The organism is Veillonella dispar (genome assembly GCF_900637515.1).
Classification (GTDB): Bacteria; Bacillota; Negativicutes; order Veillonellales; family Veillonellaceae; genus Veillonella; species Veillonella dispar.
This window is the reverse complement of sequence record NZ_LR134375.1, coordinates 448,396-466,796: the sequence shown is the minus strand read 5'-3', so window position 1 is coordinate 466,796 and position 18,401 is coordinate 448,396. Positions and strand designations below refer to the sequence as shown.

Sequence of the window (18,401 nt, the reverse complement as noted above, 5' to 3'; positions counted from 1 at the left end):
TTTTCTAATCGCTATTTTACTATTTACGGTTCTGAAAATTAGCTACTATAACGCCCGCTTTTGTAAGGCCTTCACGGATGTAATTTGTGAAAGCTATCGCTTCTGGGTTATCGCCGTGTACGCATACGGAATCAGCTACAATGTCGATAGTGTTACCTGTATTTGTTACAACCTTGCCTTCTGTAACCATCATAAGTACTCGTTCAAGAGCCTCTTGAGGATCTTTTATAAAAGCCCCAGGTTCTGTACGAGGCACCAATGTACCTTCATCAGTATAACCACGATCAGCAAATACCTCCTGAATTACAGGAATGCCTCGACGCTCTGCTTCTTTTGCAATATAGCTACCGCTCAACACCATAGCTGCAATATTAGGGTTTATCGCTTGTAAGCCATCTAATACAGCATCTGCCAATTTAGGAGTTACACAGGCCGTATTATAAAAAGCACCGTGTAATTTCATATGTTGTAATGTAACACCATAACTATCACAGAAGGCTTGTAATGCACCAACTTGATATATCATATATGCTTTAGCCTCTGCAGGATTGACTGCCATTGCTCGACGACCAAAGCCCATTAAATCAGGATACCCAGGATGAGCCCCTACGGCTACGCCCTTTTCCTTGCACATGCGAACTGTAGCATCCATAATGAGAGGATCCCCAGCATGCCATCCACAGGCAACATTAGCACTTGTGACGTGATTTAACACTTCACCATCCATGCCTAATGTGTAGTTGCCAAAACTTTCACCTAAATCACTATTTAGATCTACATAATGTGACATCAATAATCTCCTCCCTTTCTTCATCTCTTTTTTAAATTCTATAGAATATTGAATTTATAGATATGATTATACTAAATAAATCGATATATTAGCAATGATTTTTATCATGTATACAAAATTTCTTTATTAATACACATGTTAAAATGCATATTAAGACACAAAAAAGCACCCCACGTTATGTGGGGTGCTCTCAGTATCAATAGGTCTATCATTAGTTTATATATGGAGAGAGTTGTAAGGGATTCATTAGTTAGTGTCGATAGCCTATCGATTATTTATTATCCTTGGATGCAGCATCATCATCTTGTTTGCCGTCGTCTGCAGCTTTATCATCTGCAGATGTATCATCAGATGTATTAGCAGCATCTTTGTCGCTAATTACAATGTGACCATCTACAACATCAGCAAGCAAGTGTTTTGCATCGATGTGATCCAAGTAGAAGTCAGTTACATTATCGCGGATTTCAGATTCGATAACACGACGTAATGGACGAGCGCCCATAGTTTTATCGTAACCTTGTTCCATCAACAATTCTTTAGCTGCTTCAGTTACATCAAGAGTAATTTCTTTTTTAGCTAAAGTTTTATTAACTTGATCAAGCATTAAATCTACGATTTGTTTCAAATCTTCTTTTTTCAATTGATTGAATTCGATAACTGCATTAAAACGGTTTAAGAATTCTGGACGGAAGAATGGAGCGATACGATCCATTACATCTACTTTGTTTTCATCGTCCTTGTCTTGACCATAACCAAAGCCTGCATTAGATGTAGCAATGATAACAGTATTTTTGAAGTTTACGGTGTTACCTTGACCGTCTGTTAAGCGACCATCATCTAACACTTGAAGAAGCAATGTAATAACTTGAGGATCTGCTTTTTCGATTTCGTCGAACAATACGATGGAGTAAGGATTACGACGAACACGTTCAGTCAATGTGTTGGAGTTATCTTCGTAACCAACATAACCAGCTGTAGCACCAATCAATTTAGAAACGGCTGTGCGATCACTGTATTCGGACATATCCAAGCGGATGATAGCATCTTTGTTACCGAACATATCAAGTGCTAATTGCTTAGCCAATTCTGTTTTACCAACACCAGTAGGACCTACGAATAAGAAGCTACCGATTGGACGGTTACCTTCGTCAAAGCCAGCACGGTTACGACGGATTGCTTTAGATACAGCTTCTACTGCTTTATCTTGACCGATTACATGAGCTTGTAAACGAGATTTCATGTCTTTCAAGCGTTCAATATCGGATGCACCCATTTGAGATACAGGAATACCAGTCATTCTTTCAACCGCTTCCGCTACATCGTTAACTTGAGCCACAACCTTTTGGTTTTCAGTGTGATTATCGATTTCTTCTTGTAATTTTTGAATACGCATTTTTTCATTAATAGCGGATTCGTAATCTTCTTTTTGAGCAAACTCTTCTTGTTTTGCCTTAGCTTCTGCAATATCTGCTTCTAATGTTTTAATATCAGTTACAGGATGTTGGGAAGCCAAGTGAGCTGCTGTTACATCGATCAAGTCGATAGCTTTATCTGGTAAGCTACGTTGAGGAATGTATTGTACGGAATAATCTACAGCTGCTTTCAACACGGCATCTGGCAATTCGATATTATGATGCGCTTCATACAATGGACGAATGCCTTGTAAAATTTTGAAAGTATCTTCTGGAGATGGTGCATTGACCTTAACTTCATTGAAACGACGAGCAAGAGCTGCGTTTTTCATGATTGTGTTACGGTATTCATCTTGTGTTGTAGCACCGATAACAGTCATTTCACCACGGGACAAAGCAGGTTTCAAGATATCTGCTAAACCTTTAGAACCTTGACCATCACCTGTGGAACCAGCGCCCAAGATTTGATGAATTTCGTCGAAGAACAAGATGATATTACCAGCAGCCTTAACCTCTTTGATAAGGTTTTGGATATTTTCTTCGAAGGAACCACGGTATTGAGTACCAGCTTCCAAACCGGAAATATCGATGGAAATGATTTCTTTATTTTTAATAGCTGCAGGAACATCGCCATTAACAATTGCTTGTGCCAAGCCTTCTACGACAGCTGTTTTACCAACACCAGCATCACCTACGAGTACAGGATTGTTTTTAGTACGACGTGCTAAGATTTCTGCTGTTTCTTGGATTTCTTTATTACGACCAATAACAGGATCGAGTTTACCATCACGAGCTTGTTGAGTTAAGTTTGTACCTAACTTGGCAAGGATACCATCTTGTTTCATTTTACCTTGTTGTGCAGCTTGAGCAGCTTGCATTTCTTCATTAGAAGGTAAACGACCAGTTTGACGATAGAAAGCAAACTCTTCTGGAGTCACTTCACGACCATTAATTTTATAACGACGGTTTTCTGTGGAATAACCACCCATGTTACCCATCAATTGATTGAACAAATCATTCATGCTACCGAAATCGCTACCAAAGTTATTGAAGTTGTTGTTCATATAAATTACCTCACTTTTTGACTACAAGTATATCAGTTTGACTTTTTAAGTCTGTTTAATTTCTTGCTTTATTTCTAGGTTTCTTCAACCTTATGTCATTATAATAATCTGATTAAGTCAAAAAGTCAATAGGTCAAATATAAAATTTTTGACTTTTTTTGACTTTTTATTTGATTAATTTGATTTATACAACAAGAGTATAGATAAATACTGAGTTTTCAGGAGATAATTAAATTTGAACTTTTGAGTTTTTTATTATAAATTAGATTGTTTATATTGATTTATTCCCTATATAATAGATATAAAAGTCAAATATATAAGAAATATAAAAGTCAATAAATAGTAAAGGAGTTTGATCTATGACACTAAAAGATCCGAAAATCGGCAATCTCCAAACAACTCAAGAGTCCCCCATCATGACTAGTGATACTAATAAAGAATTAAAAAATCGGATAAAAGACATTTCGCTACAAGTGTTAGAACGTAATTACAAACTATATAAAGCATTGGAGAATAAATGAGCACACCTAACATTCAATTCACCATACAAGACATCTATGAGTTCCATAACCAATTAGAGAAAGCCTTTATTCTCTCCTCAGGAGTACGAGATAAGAATCTTTTAGCGTCAGCTGTAAATACCCCATTTCAAACATTTATGGGAAACGACTTATATCCATCTCTCTATGACAAAGCAGCACAATTATGTTATGGTATCGCCAATAATCATCCTTTTACAGATGGCAATAAGCGAACTGCACTACACAGCATGTATGTGTATCTTATTATCAATGGTTTTGATATTCCCGCTTCACAACAAGAAGTTGAAAACCTAATTATCAATGTGGCCGCAGGAAATATGACAAATACTGAACTAGCGGAATGGTTGCGAGAAAATACTATAAGATCAGATAAATCTTAAATATTACAGAACAACTACAGATTTGTAATGCAAAAAAGCGGATAGCTCATTACGAGCTATCCGCTTATTTCTTTGGTGATCCAGGAGGGATTCGAACCCCCGACCCACGGCTTAGAAGGCCGTTGCTCTATCCAACTGAGCTACTGAACCATGTGGATTACCTATATATGTAATTATCTATTATAGTATAAATTATGTACTATGTATCGTCAACTGTGCTCTATTGCAGTTTACCCTAAAAAAGGCAAAAAAAAATGGAGCGGGTGAAGGGAATCGAACCCTCGCGACCAGCTTGGAAGGCTGGGGCTCTACCATTGAGCTACACCCGCAAATAAAAAAATGGTCGGAGCAGCAGGATTCGAACCTGCGACCCCCTGGTCCCAAGCCAGGTGCGCTACCAAACTGCGCTATGCCCCGTCATTAATTACTTGCTAATTATAGCAAACCTGGTAGTTGATGTCAACCACTACTCTTGCTGAGTTTTTACTCTGTTGAGTATCCCTCTGCAACGAAAATTATTATATCATTGATACAAATTAGTGACAAGTACTTTTTTACAACTTCATTAATTTTTTAAATTTTATTAGTACATATAAAAACATGCACCCCTTTCGAGGTGCATGTCATTATAGTTTATATTATCTTACTTAGGTTTTAAACAGCTTTTGAGCCATTAAGCAATCAAATGATTAGCTATAAAATCAACCTTCGTAGCTACCGTCTTCTACTACGCCAGGGTTTTTAGCGATACCTTGTTTTACAGCAACTTCAGCAACTGCTTTTGCAACCGCTGGAGCTACGCGAGGATCGAATACGGATGGCATTACGTTTTCTTCGTTCAATTCGCTGTCAGGAATCAAGTTAGCCAATGCATCAGCTGCAGCTAATTTCATTTCATCAGTGATTTGAGCCGCACGTACGTCGATAGCACCGCGGAATACGCCAGGGAATACTGCTACGTTGTTGATTTGGTTAGGAGCATCAGAACGACCAGTACCAGCGATGCGAATACCAGCTGCTTTCATATCAGCATATGTTGCTTCTGGGTTAGGGTTAGCCATTGCGAATACGATTGCATCGTCAGCCAAGTTTTCCAAAATTTCTTTTGTGAATACACCTGCTGCAGATACACCAAGAAGAATATCAGCACCTTTAGCATTTTCAGCCAAGTTGCCATGTTTTTCTTCAAGTTTAAGCAAGTCGATCAATTCAGCTTGCAAGGAGTCAAGACGTTTGTAGTCTTTATGCAATACGCCAGAAGATACTAATAATGTAATATCACGAGCGCCTGCAAGGTATAACAAGCGAGCAATGTTAGCACCAGCTGCACCAGCACCGTTTACAACGATTTTAGCTGTTGCTAAATCTTTTTTAACAAGGCGAAGAGCACCTTTAACACCAGCTAAGCAAGCGATAGCTGTACCGTGTTGGTCATCATGGAATACAGGGATTTCTAATTCTTCTTTCAAACGGTTTTCGATTTCATAGCATTTAGGAGAAGAAATATCTTCCAAGTTAATGCCAGCAAAGTTTTTTTGCAATAATTTTACAGTGTTGATCAATGTATCAGCATCTTTTGTATCTACAACCAATGGAATGCAGTCTACATCACCGAATTTTTTGAACAATAAGGATTTACCTTCCATTACAGGCAATGCTGCTGCAGCGCCAATATCACCAAGGCCAAGTACACGAGTACCGTCAGATACAACGGCAACCATGTTGGAACGGCAAGTTAATTCGAAGGATTCTGCTTCATTATCTTTAATACGCAAGCATGGTTCTGCTACACCTGGTGTGTAAGCTACAGATAAATCATGAGCGTCTTTTAATTCATATTTAGTTCCTACAGTAAGGAAACCTTTTAATTCACGTTTTTTTTGTACAGCTAATTCACGTACGTCCATAATAATTCTCCTTTGTGGATAAACTCGGACTCTTTTGAGTCGGTAATTAATACCTTTAACTAATTGTATTATACAAAATGATATATAACAATTCAAGTTTTTTCGATATAGTTTTCCGAATATTTTAGAATTAAATTCAATTAATCTAATTTAGTAATAAAAATGATAATTAAATAAAAAGTAGATAAGCCATATATGGCTTATCTACTTTGGTACTGTATACGCATTATCTAATAGGACAAAGAGCATACAAAATATACATTTTTATTTATGCTTTTACGGATGGCAAGTTACGTCCATAGAAAATTTCCATCATTTCTTGTTTTAATTGATGTTTAATTTGTTTGATTTCTCGTTCGCTCAATTCAGATTCAGTAATACCAAATAGGTAATTATCTAAATCAAATTCTTTTAACATCATTTTTGTGTGGAAAATATTTTCTTGATATACGTTCACATCAATCATGTTGTACATGTTGCGAGTTTTCGCATTGATGTAGTTTTGGATCGAATTGATGCGATGATCGATATAAATTTTCTTACCCGATACGTCACGTGTAAAGCCACGTACATGGTAGTCCATGGTAAGAATATCGGAATCGAAGCTTTGAATTAAATAGTTAAGTGCTTTTAGTGGAGAGATTTGACCACATGTAGACACTTCAATGTCGGCACGGAATGTACTAATCCCTTTGTGCGGATGGCTTTCAGGATATGTATGTACAGTAAGGTGAGATTTATCGAGATGCATAACTACATCTTCTTTTTCAATTTCCTCTTCAGAAATCAAAATCGTTACAGATGCACCTTGTGGATCATAGTCTTGTTTCGCTACATTAAGGATATTGGCACCAATAATATGGCTAACCTCTGTTAAGATAGCTGTTAAACGATCTGCATTGTATACTTCATCAATGTACTGAATATATTGCTTTTTCTCTTCTTCTGTACGAGTATAACAAATATCATAAATATTAAAACTCAATGTCTTTGTGAGATTATTAAAACCATATAATTTCATTTTAGGCTTTGCTTTAACTGGTGTATCCATGATATGTCATAACCCTTTCCATGCATAGACTTACTATTTTTCTGAAAGCTTTTCAAACTGTATCAGAATAAGCTTTCACCATATAACTAAACAATTTCTTGTTTATACACAAACTCTACATCAAACTGTCCATTATCGTAGGTAACGATGGCAAATGTACCGCCAGAGCGGTCGCGAGCCAACGATATACTGCCGGGATTCACAAATACCGCATCACGAACACGAACCTCACCATGATGATGGCTATGACCGGACACGATGAGTCGCGCCCCCATATCAGTGCCTAACTCAATCAGTTTTTGTATGCGATTATAATATGATACCTCATGACCATGAGTCATGTAAATATAGGTATCCTCTAGAGGAATCAACTGTTCTCTCGGTTCAAGAGGCTGTACACGGTCATTATTACCGCGCACTGCATACACAGGAATATCAGTATGTTCCTGCATATAGCGTGCATCATCACCATAATCACCAGCATGAAGCCACATATCAATTTCTTGGTCTGCTGTAGCCTCCAAGACAAGATCTATATCATCTAGATACCCATGGGTATCACTTAAAATACCAATTCGTTTCATTTTATAAGTTCTCTAATACTATTATATTACATATTTATATGAACTATACCATATAGTTCGAAAATATTAAAGCTTGTTAATTAATTTGCGTAAAGCACGGCCACGATGGCTGATGGTTTCCTTTTCTTCAATGCTAAGTTCTGCCATTGTCTTTTCAAATTCAGGTACATAAAAGTATGGATCATAGCCAAAACCATTATCCCCTTTTGGCTCATCTTGAACAAGTCCATCACAATAGCCTTCAGCTGTCACTTCACGGCCATCAGGATATACGAGAGCTAAGGCACATACATAATGACCTGTGCGGTCGCTTTTACCTTGCAATTCGCGAATTAATTTTTCATTATTAGCTTGATCATCCCCATGATGACCTGCATAACGCGCAGAATATACGCCTGGTGCCCCATTAAGAGCATCTACGGTGATGCCAGAATCATCGGCAAGGCATGGACGATTGGTAGCCTTTGCGTAGTAGCGAGCCTTTAATAGAGCATTTTCCATAAAAGTGGTACCCGTTTCCTCTGGTTCATCAATGGAAATTACATCTTTTACCGGTACACAATCGATAGATAAATGAGAGAAAGCCTCAGAAAATTCACGAATTTTCCCTTTATTGCCTGTAGCTAATACGATTTGTTCCACCTTACACCTCCGGAGCTGTAGGATATACCTTACCTACTTTATCTGCTGTTGTGCCAAGTACTTCACGTTGTTTTGCCATGAGCTCATCTGTAGCAGCCTCTGCTAAATCAAGTAATGCATTGAGCTCATCACGGTTAAAGGTACCATGTTCACCAGTACCTTGTACCTCAACCATATTGCCAGAGCCTGTACGCACCACGTTCATGTCAACGATAGCTGCACTATCCTCTTCGTAGCAAAGATCCGTAATAGGACCTTCTGGGCCAATCCCTACGGAAATAGCTGCGCAGAAGTCAGTAATCGGGAATTTACCTGCGCCACCAAAGGTGAAGTCCACCGCATCAACGAGGGCTACAAAGGCACCTGTAATCGATGCTGTACGCGTGCCGCCATCGGCTTGAATTACATCGCAGTCGATTGTAATAGAACGTTCACCTAATGCTTCAAGATCTACAACGGCGCGCAAAGCACGACCGATAAGGCGTTGAATTTCTACGGTGCGGCCCGTTTGTTTACCCTTTGCAGCCTCACGGCTTACGCGAGTTTGCGTAGAACGTGGCAACAAGGAGTATTCAGCAGTTACCCAACCTTGGCCAGAACCTTTGAGCCAGCGTGGCACAGAATCCTCCACAGTGGCTGTACAGATAACCTTAGTCTTGCCGCACTCAATGAGTACAGAACCTTCTGCATACTCTGTAAAATTCCGTGTTATTTTAATAGGTCGCAATTGACCTGCTGTTCTATTATCGCTGCGCATAGGAACCTCACCATTCTAAATCTAAACATTAGAACGCCCCTTACACAAAGGGGCGTTATCTTTTCTTATTATATCACAATTTAACTATTTTTTATCACTACGAATCAGATTATAGTTACCAATTCTAACACAGTATGGTTCATTACCAGGAGTCACAACTTTGAGAATCTACCACTATACCTCGTATTGTCCATCGCCAAGTGGGTCTACCACAACATAGCGGCTAGCACCGCCTTCTGCTTTAGCCCGTTTAGCCTCTGTAATGGCATCTTGACGAGTTTCCTCATCAGCTTGCCAAGGAATGAATATGGCATAAACACTTTGTGGCCCATAGGGTCCATATTGACCATGTGAAAGTACGCTATGCCATCCAACTTTATTTTCGTACATGCGCACCTTTTCAAGGCGTTCCTCTTGTACACCTGTTTCATCGTAGTACACATTGTAGCGGTTCGACCATATATCGCCCATACCGGTACGTTCCTCTTCGGCCATCTTATGACGGTTAGCCCATTGTACCTTCCACTTAGCGATAAGGTCATCAATATAAGCAGTTACATTTTGGCTTTCCTTATATTTAACAGGATCAAAGGCAGGTTCGACGACCTTGCTGTAATCAAGGCCTGCCATGGATAAAATAATACCAGTATTTACATATGGCAATGCTTCTTGTACGGAGTAACCACCTTCTAAGACAGCTATATCTGCTTGCAATAAATCTACAAGCTCAGCATAGCCCTTTGCGGTTACTTGCATATTAGCCAATGGATCGCTAAAGTGATTATCTTGCCCTGCAGAATTAATAACTATGTCTGGATTGAATTCTTCTAGGATTGGCAATACTAACTCACGCATAACCTTCATCAAGCCTTCGTCACCAGTCCCAGGTGGCAATGGGATATCTATATTTCCACCGATGGCCTGTGGACCACCGAATTCATCCATAAAGCCTGTGCCAGGATATAAGGTCCGTCCATCTTGGTGGAAACTAATGTATAGTGTATCCGGATCATGGTAGAACACATCTTGAGAGCCATCACCATGATGTACATCTGTATCCACCACAGCAACCCGTTTAATACCATAGGTTTGACGCATATGTTGAATCATGACAGCTTCAATGTTAATGGTACAGAAACCACGAATACCATGAACCATGGCCATCGCATGATGCCCTGGCGGTCTTACTAAGGCAAAGGCTCGATCTACTTCTCCGCGCATAACCGCATCAGCAGCGGCAATAGCCCCACCTGCAGACACACGATGTGCTTCCGTTACCCAGGACTCTAAGTCAGGAGCGCCTACATGAACGCGCTCTATGGTATCCCAATCGGCCACGATAGGATTATATTCCACAATATTAGGTATATCTAATAAGCCTTCCTCAACGATTTGATCACGCGTATACAGCAATCGCTCTTGTCGTTCTGGATGGGTTTCAGAAATCTTCCAGTCGAAAGCAGGGAAAAATACAAGCCCTAAACTATGATTTGATGTATTTTTGTCGGTATTTAAGTTATTACGTACATTTTTATGGATATTAATAAGTCCATGACGCTCACGATAGGATAAGCCTTTATTCCACATACTGTTTCACCCCCGCTGCTAATTGTACTTTTACAGTGATTAATCGTTCCATCGATTGCCAGCCCTCAACAACAGGGAAATCTTCCACACTAATGACCTCTATATCTTGGTCTTTACCAAGACCTAAACGCAATGCTTCTTCACTGAGAGCTTCTTTAGCTCGTTCCACCACTTGTTCTACTCGCTTCAACGTACAGGTTTGTTGTTTAATCCCTAGTTCAGGAATAACGAGTAAGCGTCGTTTTGTATCGACATGAACAGTGAGTTCAATAGTCGATAATGCTAGGGCTGCTCCGATAGCATTCGCCACCGCCGCATTTTCTGGTATGGTAATCGGTAAATCCAGATATTTACCTATGCTAGGTCCAAGGCTTGGCGCCGTTCCACCTACTACCACGATTTGAGCAGGCACAAACACATCGGGGTTCACAATATCCGCTACTACATAGATAGGTCGTTTGTTTTCTGCCCTTACCACCTCATCTATGCCATGCTGAATTGTTTGCAACGCCTTATTTACGATTGATTGAGCAACGCCAGAAGCAGTTACATCCTCTGCTAATTGTTGTTGAGTCTGAGTTGTATCTCCGTTTGTACTAGCACTTAGTCTATTAGCCAACACCTCCATAGCTCGTTCAGCTAATCCAACCTTACCATAGCACGCATAACCTAGTACAATGAGAGCATCCCCTAATGTAGGTTCTGTCCCACCTAATGCTACCGATGGGCCCACCCGTTCAGGTCCGACAGTAATTTCACCATCTACAACGCGAACGACAGATTCACCGCCAATACCAACAGAGGTAACGGCAAAGGAGCGTACCGCACTTGGGTATTCACGAATAGATACACCACTTTTAGTCATCAACGGTCTGCCTTGTTTCCACAAAGAAATATCTGTAGTGGTACCGCCAATATCTAACGCAACTGTATGTTCATTCCCAATAGCTCCAAGAGCAGATAGGCCCAGTACGGTTGCTGCAGGTCCTGTAAAAGCCGTCTCTACTGGTCTACTCACCATATGTTCCATAGGTAAAGAACCTCCATCGGCCTTTAATATATGAAGTGGAGCCTTAATGTTTCGCACGCTTAACGCATCTTCTACATTCTTCTTAAATACTGTAAATACCGGTGTTACAGCGCTATTAAAATATGCGCTAATAGTGCGACGTGGAAAACTCAAAGAGCCGCTTAATAAGCTGCCATTAGAGATAGTATTATATCTATCTTTCAATGCTTCTGTTATAGATAATTCCTCTTGAGGATTCCGTACCCCAAATTTAGCAGATACAGCAGCCAAATCTGTGCCACTGCGAGATTGTACCATTTCGGCTATATGTCGAACTGCATTTGTAGGTGTACGTTCCACCACAATACCTCTATGATCAGTATAGCCTTGAAGATAGATAGGATTTACAGGGAATATATCGTCCACATTTCGGCCAGGTCCCGTTACTACAAACAGGTCTACCACTTGCTCTTTCTCTTCCACGATGGTGTTTGTTACCACAGTAGTAGACAGCGTAACTTGATCAATATTTGTAGTATCAAAATGTTGGAGAATTGCATCAAGGGCCTCGCCTATGCCTTGCATTAAATTATCTTTGGTAGTCCGTCTTTTAGCAGATGCTACTACACGATGGCCATCGATGATGACCGCATCTGTAAAAGTACCACCTACGTCTAAACCTAGTAACATATAACCTCCTTATCAAGATTAATAGAGGATACTTAGAAATGCTAAATTAAGTAAAAAACTCTATTTTACCTAGCATATAACCACTATTAACTTTCACAATATATAAAAAGGCTGTACCCATCTCTATGTGATGAGTACAGCCTTCTGTTATTTACCAGATACAGATGCGTAATTTTTAATGATAACAATCGGAGTCATTTGGCTATCATTACCAAATGGATTGTCAATCAACAATTGTGCAATTTTATTACCGTCAATGCCACGGCTTGTACCTAACACAGCAGAACGTTTCAAGTCATTAACATCAGCTACAACAGCGCCATAACAGCCTGTGCGAGAAACGATTTTCTCAGCTACTTTATCTGGATCCTTTGGACCAAATACGATGTGCTTGTCGAATGGAGGCATTGTACCAGTTACATCATCTGTTAAAGATGCTGCACGAGCAATTGCATAGAATACACCTGGTTTGCGGAAAATCTTAGCAATAGCACCTAAAATAAAGGCACCCAATACTTTCCATTTACCATCTAGGTTCATAGCGGATTGCATGCCATAAATGGATGCCATAGATCCATCTGGATGGATAAAGCGATTAATTAAACGAGCTTGCCAGCAAACATTTAGCTCTTCAGGACGTGTAAAACGACCTTGTGTAATAGCTACTACAGATTCAGCTACACATACGATATCTTCAGGTCCAATATTATGACCGCCAAATTCAACGATAGCATCCACGATGTCATCATTATCTGTAAGAATACGTGTTGGCACACATACTAACTCTAATTCTGCCATTGTTATGCCTCCTTATTGAACCAATGCTGCTTGAACTTCTTCAGCAGTCAAACGAATACGTTGTTTATCGATATGATAATCTGTACGGCCTACGATTTGGTAGTAAATATCGATGTCCATATAAGGGAAGCCCTTAATATCTTCACGAATATTGCCATTTTTGCCTGTTAAGGTAACGAATACACGAATAGTACCACCTTTGCGAGGTTTGATGATAACAGCTTCAAAATAACCATCATGACGAGGACGATTAATGTCCATAGCCCATGCATGTACTTTCACAGCATCAAAATGTTCCTCTGGCAACAATGGACGTGGGAATAAGTCCATAATTGTACCAAGTTGACGTCCTTTGTTCACAAATGGAATATCACAGAACAAGGTAATAGATTCAAAATTACGGTCAGATACTTGGAAGTTTGTTGCACGTTTTGGCAATAAAATAACCTTTTCATTACCTTGTTTCAATACGAACAAACGGAATAATAAATACAAAGCTGCAATAGCTACAATAATAGCTATTACTACACTTAGGATGTTATAAAACCACATAGGGCATCTCCTTTATAATGTAATATGTTCAATGCTGCGACGACTTGTATTAAGGAAAGAGGCGCTCAGCTTATCACCAAGCTCAATATCCTTTGTAAAATACAATGACACAGTACCCGCCGTTTTTTGAGGGTTAAATAAATCTTTACCCTCTAATCTGCGGCGAACAAGTTCACTCGTTTCAAAAGCAGGGTCGATGAATTGAATGCGCCCTGACGTTAGTTCCTCTAGCAAAGGTTGTACAAATGGGAAATGAGTACAGCCCAAAACTACGACCTCAATCTCTCGGGACAATAAAGGCTCTAGATATTCAGTACATACATCGCGTACAAAATGGTCATCTAAATGACCTTGCTCAATAAGGCCTGCCAATTCAGGACATGGTTGCTCCCATACGAGCACTTCATGATCAACTTCAAGGGCTACATGTTTATGAATATGACTATTCACAGTTGCTACCGTCGCCATGATACCAATGGTCTTGCTTTTGCTTTGACTAATCGCTGTTTTTACGCCTTGTGATACTCCAATAACGGGTACAGACACGCGTTCACGTACCGCATCAAGGGCTACAACAGTAAACGTATTGCAAGCAATAACCATCAATTTTACAGGCTGTTTTTCAAGAGCCTCTGCAATATGACAAGCTAAATAAGTAATTTCATCATCACTACGATTTCCCACCGGGTTATTCGCATTATCACCAATATAGATGAAGTCTTCGTTAGGGAATTGTTCTTGTAAGACCTTTAAAACAGATAGCCCGCCTACACCGGAGTCAAACACGCCGATAGGCAATTGTTGTACATCACTCATTAGGCATCTCCTCAACAGCTGCTAACATAGGCTGATAAAAAGTATCGTCTAATCGCACAATTTTACCTGTTGATTTTGACATAAATGCATTCTTAGTCTCTCCCGTAGCTAGGAGCGCACCATCACTGGCACGGCGCATACGATAACGGAATATCATTTGAGCACGTGTCATCTTAACCAAATATGTTTCGATGTGAAGTTCATCATCAAAATTTGCTGGTTCTTTATAATTGCAAGATACATTCATGATAGGAAATACAATATCCTCATTCATCATATCCCACAAGGTTACACCGATTTGACGAAGGAATTCAATGCGTGCCATTTCAAACCATCTAAAATGATTACTATGGTGCGCAATACCCATCATATCGGTTTCGTAAAAGCGTACATTTACTGAAGCAATATGCATATATTTATCCTTCTTTTTTCATAGAATACAACCTTCATTGTATATCTATTACTTTAGCGTGTCAAATAAATAAAGGCAGTTTAATCGCAACGGATCAAACTGCCTTAATGGTTAAAAGCTAGTTACTGCCACCAAATGGGAAGTATTTTTTTGCCTCTTCTTGATGACGAGTTTTAATGTAACGATTGGCAACCTTGAAGGCAAGACCAAGCACTGCTACATCATCTATCCAACCTAATACAGGAATTGTATCCGGTACAATATCAATAGGTAATACAAGATACCCTAAGGCACCAGCAATGACTGCTTTTACATATTTTGGAGTGTCCTTGTCACGCATACAAAGGAACAAGGTCACTGCTCGTTGTACAAAGGCAAGCTTCTTACCATATCGTCCTAAAAAAGCGGCGAATTTAGATTCGTTAAAATACTTACCATATTTAATAATTTTCAATGGATTCATCTTCATAATCCTTTAGCGCCTATTTGCGCAAACCACCAATTTTATCTTTTGCTGTATTAACAGTGTTTGTAGCAACATCTTTTGCTGTTTCAACAGCATCATTAGCTTTAGTTTTTGCAGTTTCTACTGCAGCTTGTGCAGAAGCTTTAGCTACTTCTACGCCACCTTTAGCTAATTCTTTAGCTACATCAATATTTCCTTTAGCAACATCAATTTTCTCTTTTGCCGCATCGGTTACTTTCGCCACAACTTCTGCTGCATTGTCATGGATTTGATATTTTGTTTCTGTATTCCATTTATCGATAGCAGGTGTTACTTTTTCTTCGTAAACTTGTTTCAAAGTTTCTTTAGCAAGACCTGTTTCATTAGCAATACCAGCCCAAACGTCGCGTTGACCTTGTGTGAAAGGAATGCTAGCGCTTGCATCACGGATGATGTCACCTGCTATAGCTTTACCGCTTTCAAGGAATTCAGCAACCATTGGTTTATAACGTTCGATATCAGAAGGCATACCATCTTGGATCCAAATGTGAGCAATTTTACCGATAGCATATGTTAAACCAACTGCTACAGGAACGCGAACTGCTTTTAGAGGAACAAGAAGAGAAATAGCCGCTGTACCTACAGCTGTGCTAAGACCACCAACTAGACCCACTACGGCACCAGATTGCAATTCTACTTCATAAAGATGTGCAATGCGAGTTACCATATACGTTGCATTGGCGCACAAAGCAACACTGCTGAATTTAGGGGATAATGCCAATGCCGCTGCACGACCTGCACCCCAGAAAATAAATTGTTCAACTTGATAGTCACGATCTTGAGAACCATCCATAAGTGGCTCAAGTGTTACGCCATTATATTCTGCCATAAGTATTCTCCTTTGTTGTGAACCAACTATAGGTCATATTATTAGTATTATTATACCATTCTATTGCTAGAAGTGAAATGAATTTTTCTAATTATCTATAGATTTAAAAAATAAAATAACTTCCAATATTTTCTATCTTACCAACTAGTGAGACCACCATCGATAGTCCATGCTGCCCCCGTTACAAAGGAAGCTTTATTGCTCAATAAAAATACAATAACCTCTCCAATTTCATGAGGTTGACCAATGCGTCCCAAGGGATAATGTTGGCCCATTTCAGCCTTAGCAGCCTCTGCATTTTGCTGAGCATTTGCAATTTGTTTATCTACTAAAGAGGTATCCACATCCCCAGGACAAACACAGTTAACGCGCACATTATGTGGTGCCATTTCAAGGGATAGTGATTTCGTAAAACTCACTACTGCACCTTTTGAAGCACCGTATACAGAGCAAGCCACATTGCCTTGTAAGCCTGCATCACTAGCTACCGTTACAATACTGCCCTTTGTAGCGCGCAAATAGGGCAATGCCGCTTGGCACAAGAAAACCGTACCTTTCACATTGGTGCCAAACATTTCATCAAAGGCTGCTTCTGTTACATCTGCTAGAAGCTCTTCTTCATAATAGCCTGCTGCTGTTACGAGAGCAGAAACACCGCCAAATAATTTCACGGTTTCTTTTACAATACGCTGACAATCTTCAATCTTCGATACATCCCCTTGGATGTACTGCACTCTTGAAGAATAGCGGCGCAATTTCATCTTAGCCTTTTGTCCTGATTTTTCATCACGACCGTTAATGACAACACACCAGCCTTCTTTAAGAAGCAATTTTGCCGTAGCAAATCCGATGCCCGATGTGCCACCACTAATCAATGCCACTTGTACATCACTTTTATGAGGCATACCTTGCCCTCCTATAATGTGGAAACATAGTCATAGACTAATTTCAACAACATAACTGTCGTTACCGACAAGAATACAACACGTACCAACGACGAACCCTTAGCAATAGCTAAATGAGATCCTAAGTAAGCACCTATAATTTGGCCTACCCCTGTAGCTAAGCCGTACTTAATATTAACGTGACCTAAGCAGAAAAATACGATTAAGGATGCTAAATTACTGGTAAAATTCAATATTTTTGCATTCGCAGAAGCATGCAGAAAATCAAAGCCAGTAAAAATAAAGCCCATAATCAAAAATGTACCTGTACCAGGGCCAATAAAACCATCATAAACACCAATGCCAAGAGCAAAAGCCATGCAAATATACAATGCTTTTCCTGCTACTGCTGAGGTACGGTTTATTTCGCCCCAATCCTTTTTAAATACCACAAAAAGTGTGACACAAACGAGTAGGACGATAATAATAGGCTTTACATACAAGGGTGGCAATGATACAACTGCTAAGGTACCAATCATGGATCCTATAAATGTAAAAGGTAGTAATTTACGAACTAGAGAAAAATCAACCATGTGATTTCTTAAGAATGTAATCGACGCACTGCCAGCTCCAAATATACTAGACAGCTTATTACTGCCTAAGGCCATACTCGGCGGAAGGTTCGTTAATAGCATAGCAGGAACAGAGATTAGGCCCCCACCACCCACAATGGAGTCTACAAAGCCGGCAAAAGCACCTGCTACAGCGAGCAAAACGAGAATTAGGATATCAAATGGTAAACCTGTTACCTCAATAAGCCACTCCATATAAACCTCCTGTAGATAGCACATCAACGGTAGCCAAAAGGCCACCGTTGTCATGCTAGTTTATTTTATTTTGCACCTAGACGATCTAAAGCTAATGTATATCCATCAGCACCATAGACTAAGCATCGTTTGACACGACTAATAGTAGCCGTGCTCGCACCTGTTTCTTCTACAATTTTTTCGTAGCTATCACCGGCACGTAGCATTTTTGCTACTTGTAAGCGTTGAGACAAAGCTTTCAATTCATTAATCGTACAGATATCTTCAAAGAATGCATAGCACTCCTCAGTATTTTCAAGCGTTAATATAGCGGTGAATAGCTCATCGTTTTGTTCACTTCTCAACTTCTCATTGATACTCATA

The 18,401-nt window shown here is 39.6% G+C and carries 20 protein-coding genes and 3 tRNA genes; 2 read left to right on the top strand and 21 right to left on the bottom strand.

Translation table 11 applies throughout. The annotated features are described in order from the left end of the window. Positions 1-19: 19 nt before the first annotated feature. Both EL171_RS02125 and EL171_RS02120 read right to left on the bottom strand, forming a co-directional pair. Complete coding sequence (locus tag EL171_RS02125) at positions 20-790, bottom strand: LamB/YcsF family protein (RefSeq protein WP_039969624.1); 771 nt, start codon at positions 788-790, stop codon at positions 20-22. Between the two features lie 271 nt (positions 791-1,061). After that, positions 1,062-3,266: an ATP-dependent Clp protease ATP-binding subunit gene (locus EL171_RS02120; RefSeq protein ID WP_005387999.1), complete on the bottom strand. Its 2,205-nt coding sequence runs from the start codon at positions 3,264-3,266 to the stop codon at positions 1,062-1,064. A 359-nt stretch (positions 3,267-3,625) separates the two neighbouring features. Here EL171_RS02120 and EL171_RS09905 point away from each other — a divergent pair, with 359 nt between their 5' ends. After that, positions 3,626-3,787 carry a hypothetical protein gene (locus EL171_RS09905; RefSeq protein WP_005387998.1) on the top strand — a complete coding sequence of 54 codons (162 nt, stop codon included), beginning with the start codon at positions 3,626-3,628 and terminating at the stop codon, positions 3,785-3,787. Beyond that, a complete protein-coding gene (locus EL171_RS02115) occupies positions 3,784-4,188 on the top strand; it encodes a type II toxin-antitoxin system death-on-curing family toxin (protein ID WP_005387996.1) in 405 nt (134 codons plus the stop codon). Before EL171_RS09905 ends, EL171_RS02115 begins: the two co-directional genes overlap by 4 nt. Positions 4,189-4,261: 73 nt before the next feature. Here EL171_RS02115 and EL171_RS02110 read toward each other — a convergent pair. From EL171_RS02110 to EL171_RS02020, 19 genes are all read right to left on the bottom strand, one after another. Beyond that, positions 4,262-4,338, bottom strand: a tRNA-Arg gene (locus tag EL171_RS02110). A 105-nt stretch (positions 4,339-4,443) separates the two neighbouring features. Beyond that, positions 4,444-4,517 (bottom strand) — tRNA-Gly (locus tag EL171_RS02105). 11 nt (positions 4,518-4,528) lie between these two features. Then, a tRNA-Pro gene (locus EL171_RS02100) sits at positions 4,529-4,605 on the bottom strand. 284 nt (positions 4,606-4,889) lie between these two features. Beyond that, a complete protein-coding gene (locus EL171_RS02095; RefSeq protein WP_005387994.1) occupies positions 4,890-6,095 on the bottom strand; it encodes an NAD(P)-dependent malic enzyme in 1,206 nt (401 codons plus the stop codon). Between the two features lie 268 nt (positions 6,096-6,363). Next, positions 6,364-7,146 carry an adenosylmethionine decarboxylase gene (speD, locus tag EL171_RS02090; RefSeq protein WP_005387992.1) on the bottom strand — a complete coding sequence of 261 codons (783 nt, stop codon included), beginning with the start codon at positions 7,144-7,146 and terminating at the stop codon, positions 6,364-6,366. An 86-nt stretch (positions 7,147-7,232) separates the two neighbouring features. Further along, positions 7,233-7,730 (bottom strand): metallophosphoesterase family protein, encoded by a 498-nt coding sequence (locus EL171_RS02085; protein ID WP_005387989.1) that lies wholly within the window; start codon positions 7,728-7,730, stop codon positions 7,233-7,235. Positions 7,731-7,796: 66 nt separating this feature from the next. Next, the gene (locus EL171_RS02080; protein ID WP_005387987.1) at positions 7,797-8,372 is read right to left on the bottom strand and encodes an XTP/dITP diphosphatase; all 576 of its coding nucleotides are present in this window, start codon (positions 8,370-8,372) and stop codon (positions 7,797-7,799) included. Position 8,373: 1 nt separating this feature from the next. Continuing rightward, entirely contained in the window at positions 8,374-9,129 is a 756-nt protein-coding gene (gene rph, locus EL171_RS02075; protein WP_005387986.1) for a ribonuclease PH, read from the bottom strand. A 174-nt stretch (positions 9,130-9,303) separates the two neighbouring features. Then, positions 9,304-10,716, bottom strand: a complete 1,413-nt coding sequence (locus tag EL171_RS02070; RefSeq protein WP_005387985.1) for a histone deacetylase family protein — start codon at positions 10,714-10,716, stop codon at positions 9,304-9,306. Continuing rightward, positions 10,706-12,415, bottom strand: a complete 1,710-nt coding sequence (locus EL171_RS02065) for a hydantoinase/oxoprolinase family protein (protein WP_005387983.1) — start codon at positions 12,413-12,415, stop codon at positions 10,706-10,708. Before EL171_RS02065 ends, EL171_RS02070 begins: the two co-directional genes overlap by 11 nt. Positions 12,416-12,562: 147 nt before the next feature. After that, positions 12,563-13,213 (bottom strand): coenzyme F420-0:L-glutamate ligase, encoded by a 651-nt coding sequence (locus EL171_RS02060; protein ID WP_005387981.1) that lies wholly within the window; start codon positions 13,211-13,213, stop codon positions 12,563-12,565. Positions 13,214-13,225: 12 nt separating this feature from the next. Continuing rightward, a complete protein-coding gene (locus EL171_RS02055; RefSeq protein ID WP_005387979.1) occupies positions 13,226-13,765 on the bottom strand; it encodes a hypothetical protein in 540 nt (179 codons plus the stop codon). Positions 13,766-13,777: 12 nt separating this feature from the next. Beyond that, positions 13,778-14,581: a glutamate racemase gene (gene murI, locus EL171_RS02050; RefSeq protein WP_005387977.1), complete on the bottom strand. Its 804-nt coding sequence runs from the start codon at positions 14,579-14,581 to the stop codon at positions 13,778-13,780. Next, a complete protein-coding gene (locus EL171_RS02045) occupies positions 14,574-14,993 on the bottom strand; it encodes an acyl-CoA thioesterase (RefSeq protein ID WP_005387975.1) in 420 nt (139 codons plus the stop codon). The genes murI and EL171_RS02045 overlap by 8 nt, the downstream gene beginning before the upstream one ends. 118 nt (positions 14,994-15,111) lie before the next feature. Further along, positions 15,112-15,456, bottom strand: a complete 345-nt coding sequence (locus EL171_RS02040) for a YkvA family protein (protein ID WP_024066183.1) — start codon at positions 15,454-15,456, stop codon at positions 15,112-15,114. A 19-nt stretch (positions 15,457-15,475) separates the two neighbouring features. Next, complete coding sequence (locus EL171_RS02035; protein WP_005387972.1) at positions 15,476-16,327, bottom strand: hypothetical protein; 852 nt, start codon at positions 16,325-16,327, stop codon at positions 15,476-15,478. 137 nt (positions 16,328-16,464) lie between these two features. Then, positions 16,465-17,232 (bottom strand): SDR family NAD(P)-dependent oxidoreductase, encoded by a 768-nt coding sequence (locus tag EL171_RS02030; RefSeq protein WP_005387970.1) that lies wholly within the window; start codon positions 17,230-17,232, stop codon positions 16,465-16,467. Between the two features lie 11 nt (positions 17,233-17,243). Beyond that, positions 17,244-18,038 (bottom strand): TSUP family transporter, encoded by a 795-nt coding sequence (locus EL171_RS02025; protein WP_039969619.1) that lies wholly within the window; start codon positions 18,036-18,038, stop codon positions 17,244-17,246. A gap of 65 nt (positions 18,039-18,103) precedes the next feature. Next, positions 18,104-18,400, bottom strand: a complete 297-nt coding sequence (locus EL171_RS02020) for a YerC/YecD family TrpR-related protein (protein ID WP_005387967.1) — start codon at positions 18,398-18,400, stop codon at positions 18,104-18,106. Position 18,401: the final 1 nt, after the last annotated feature.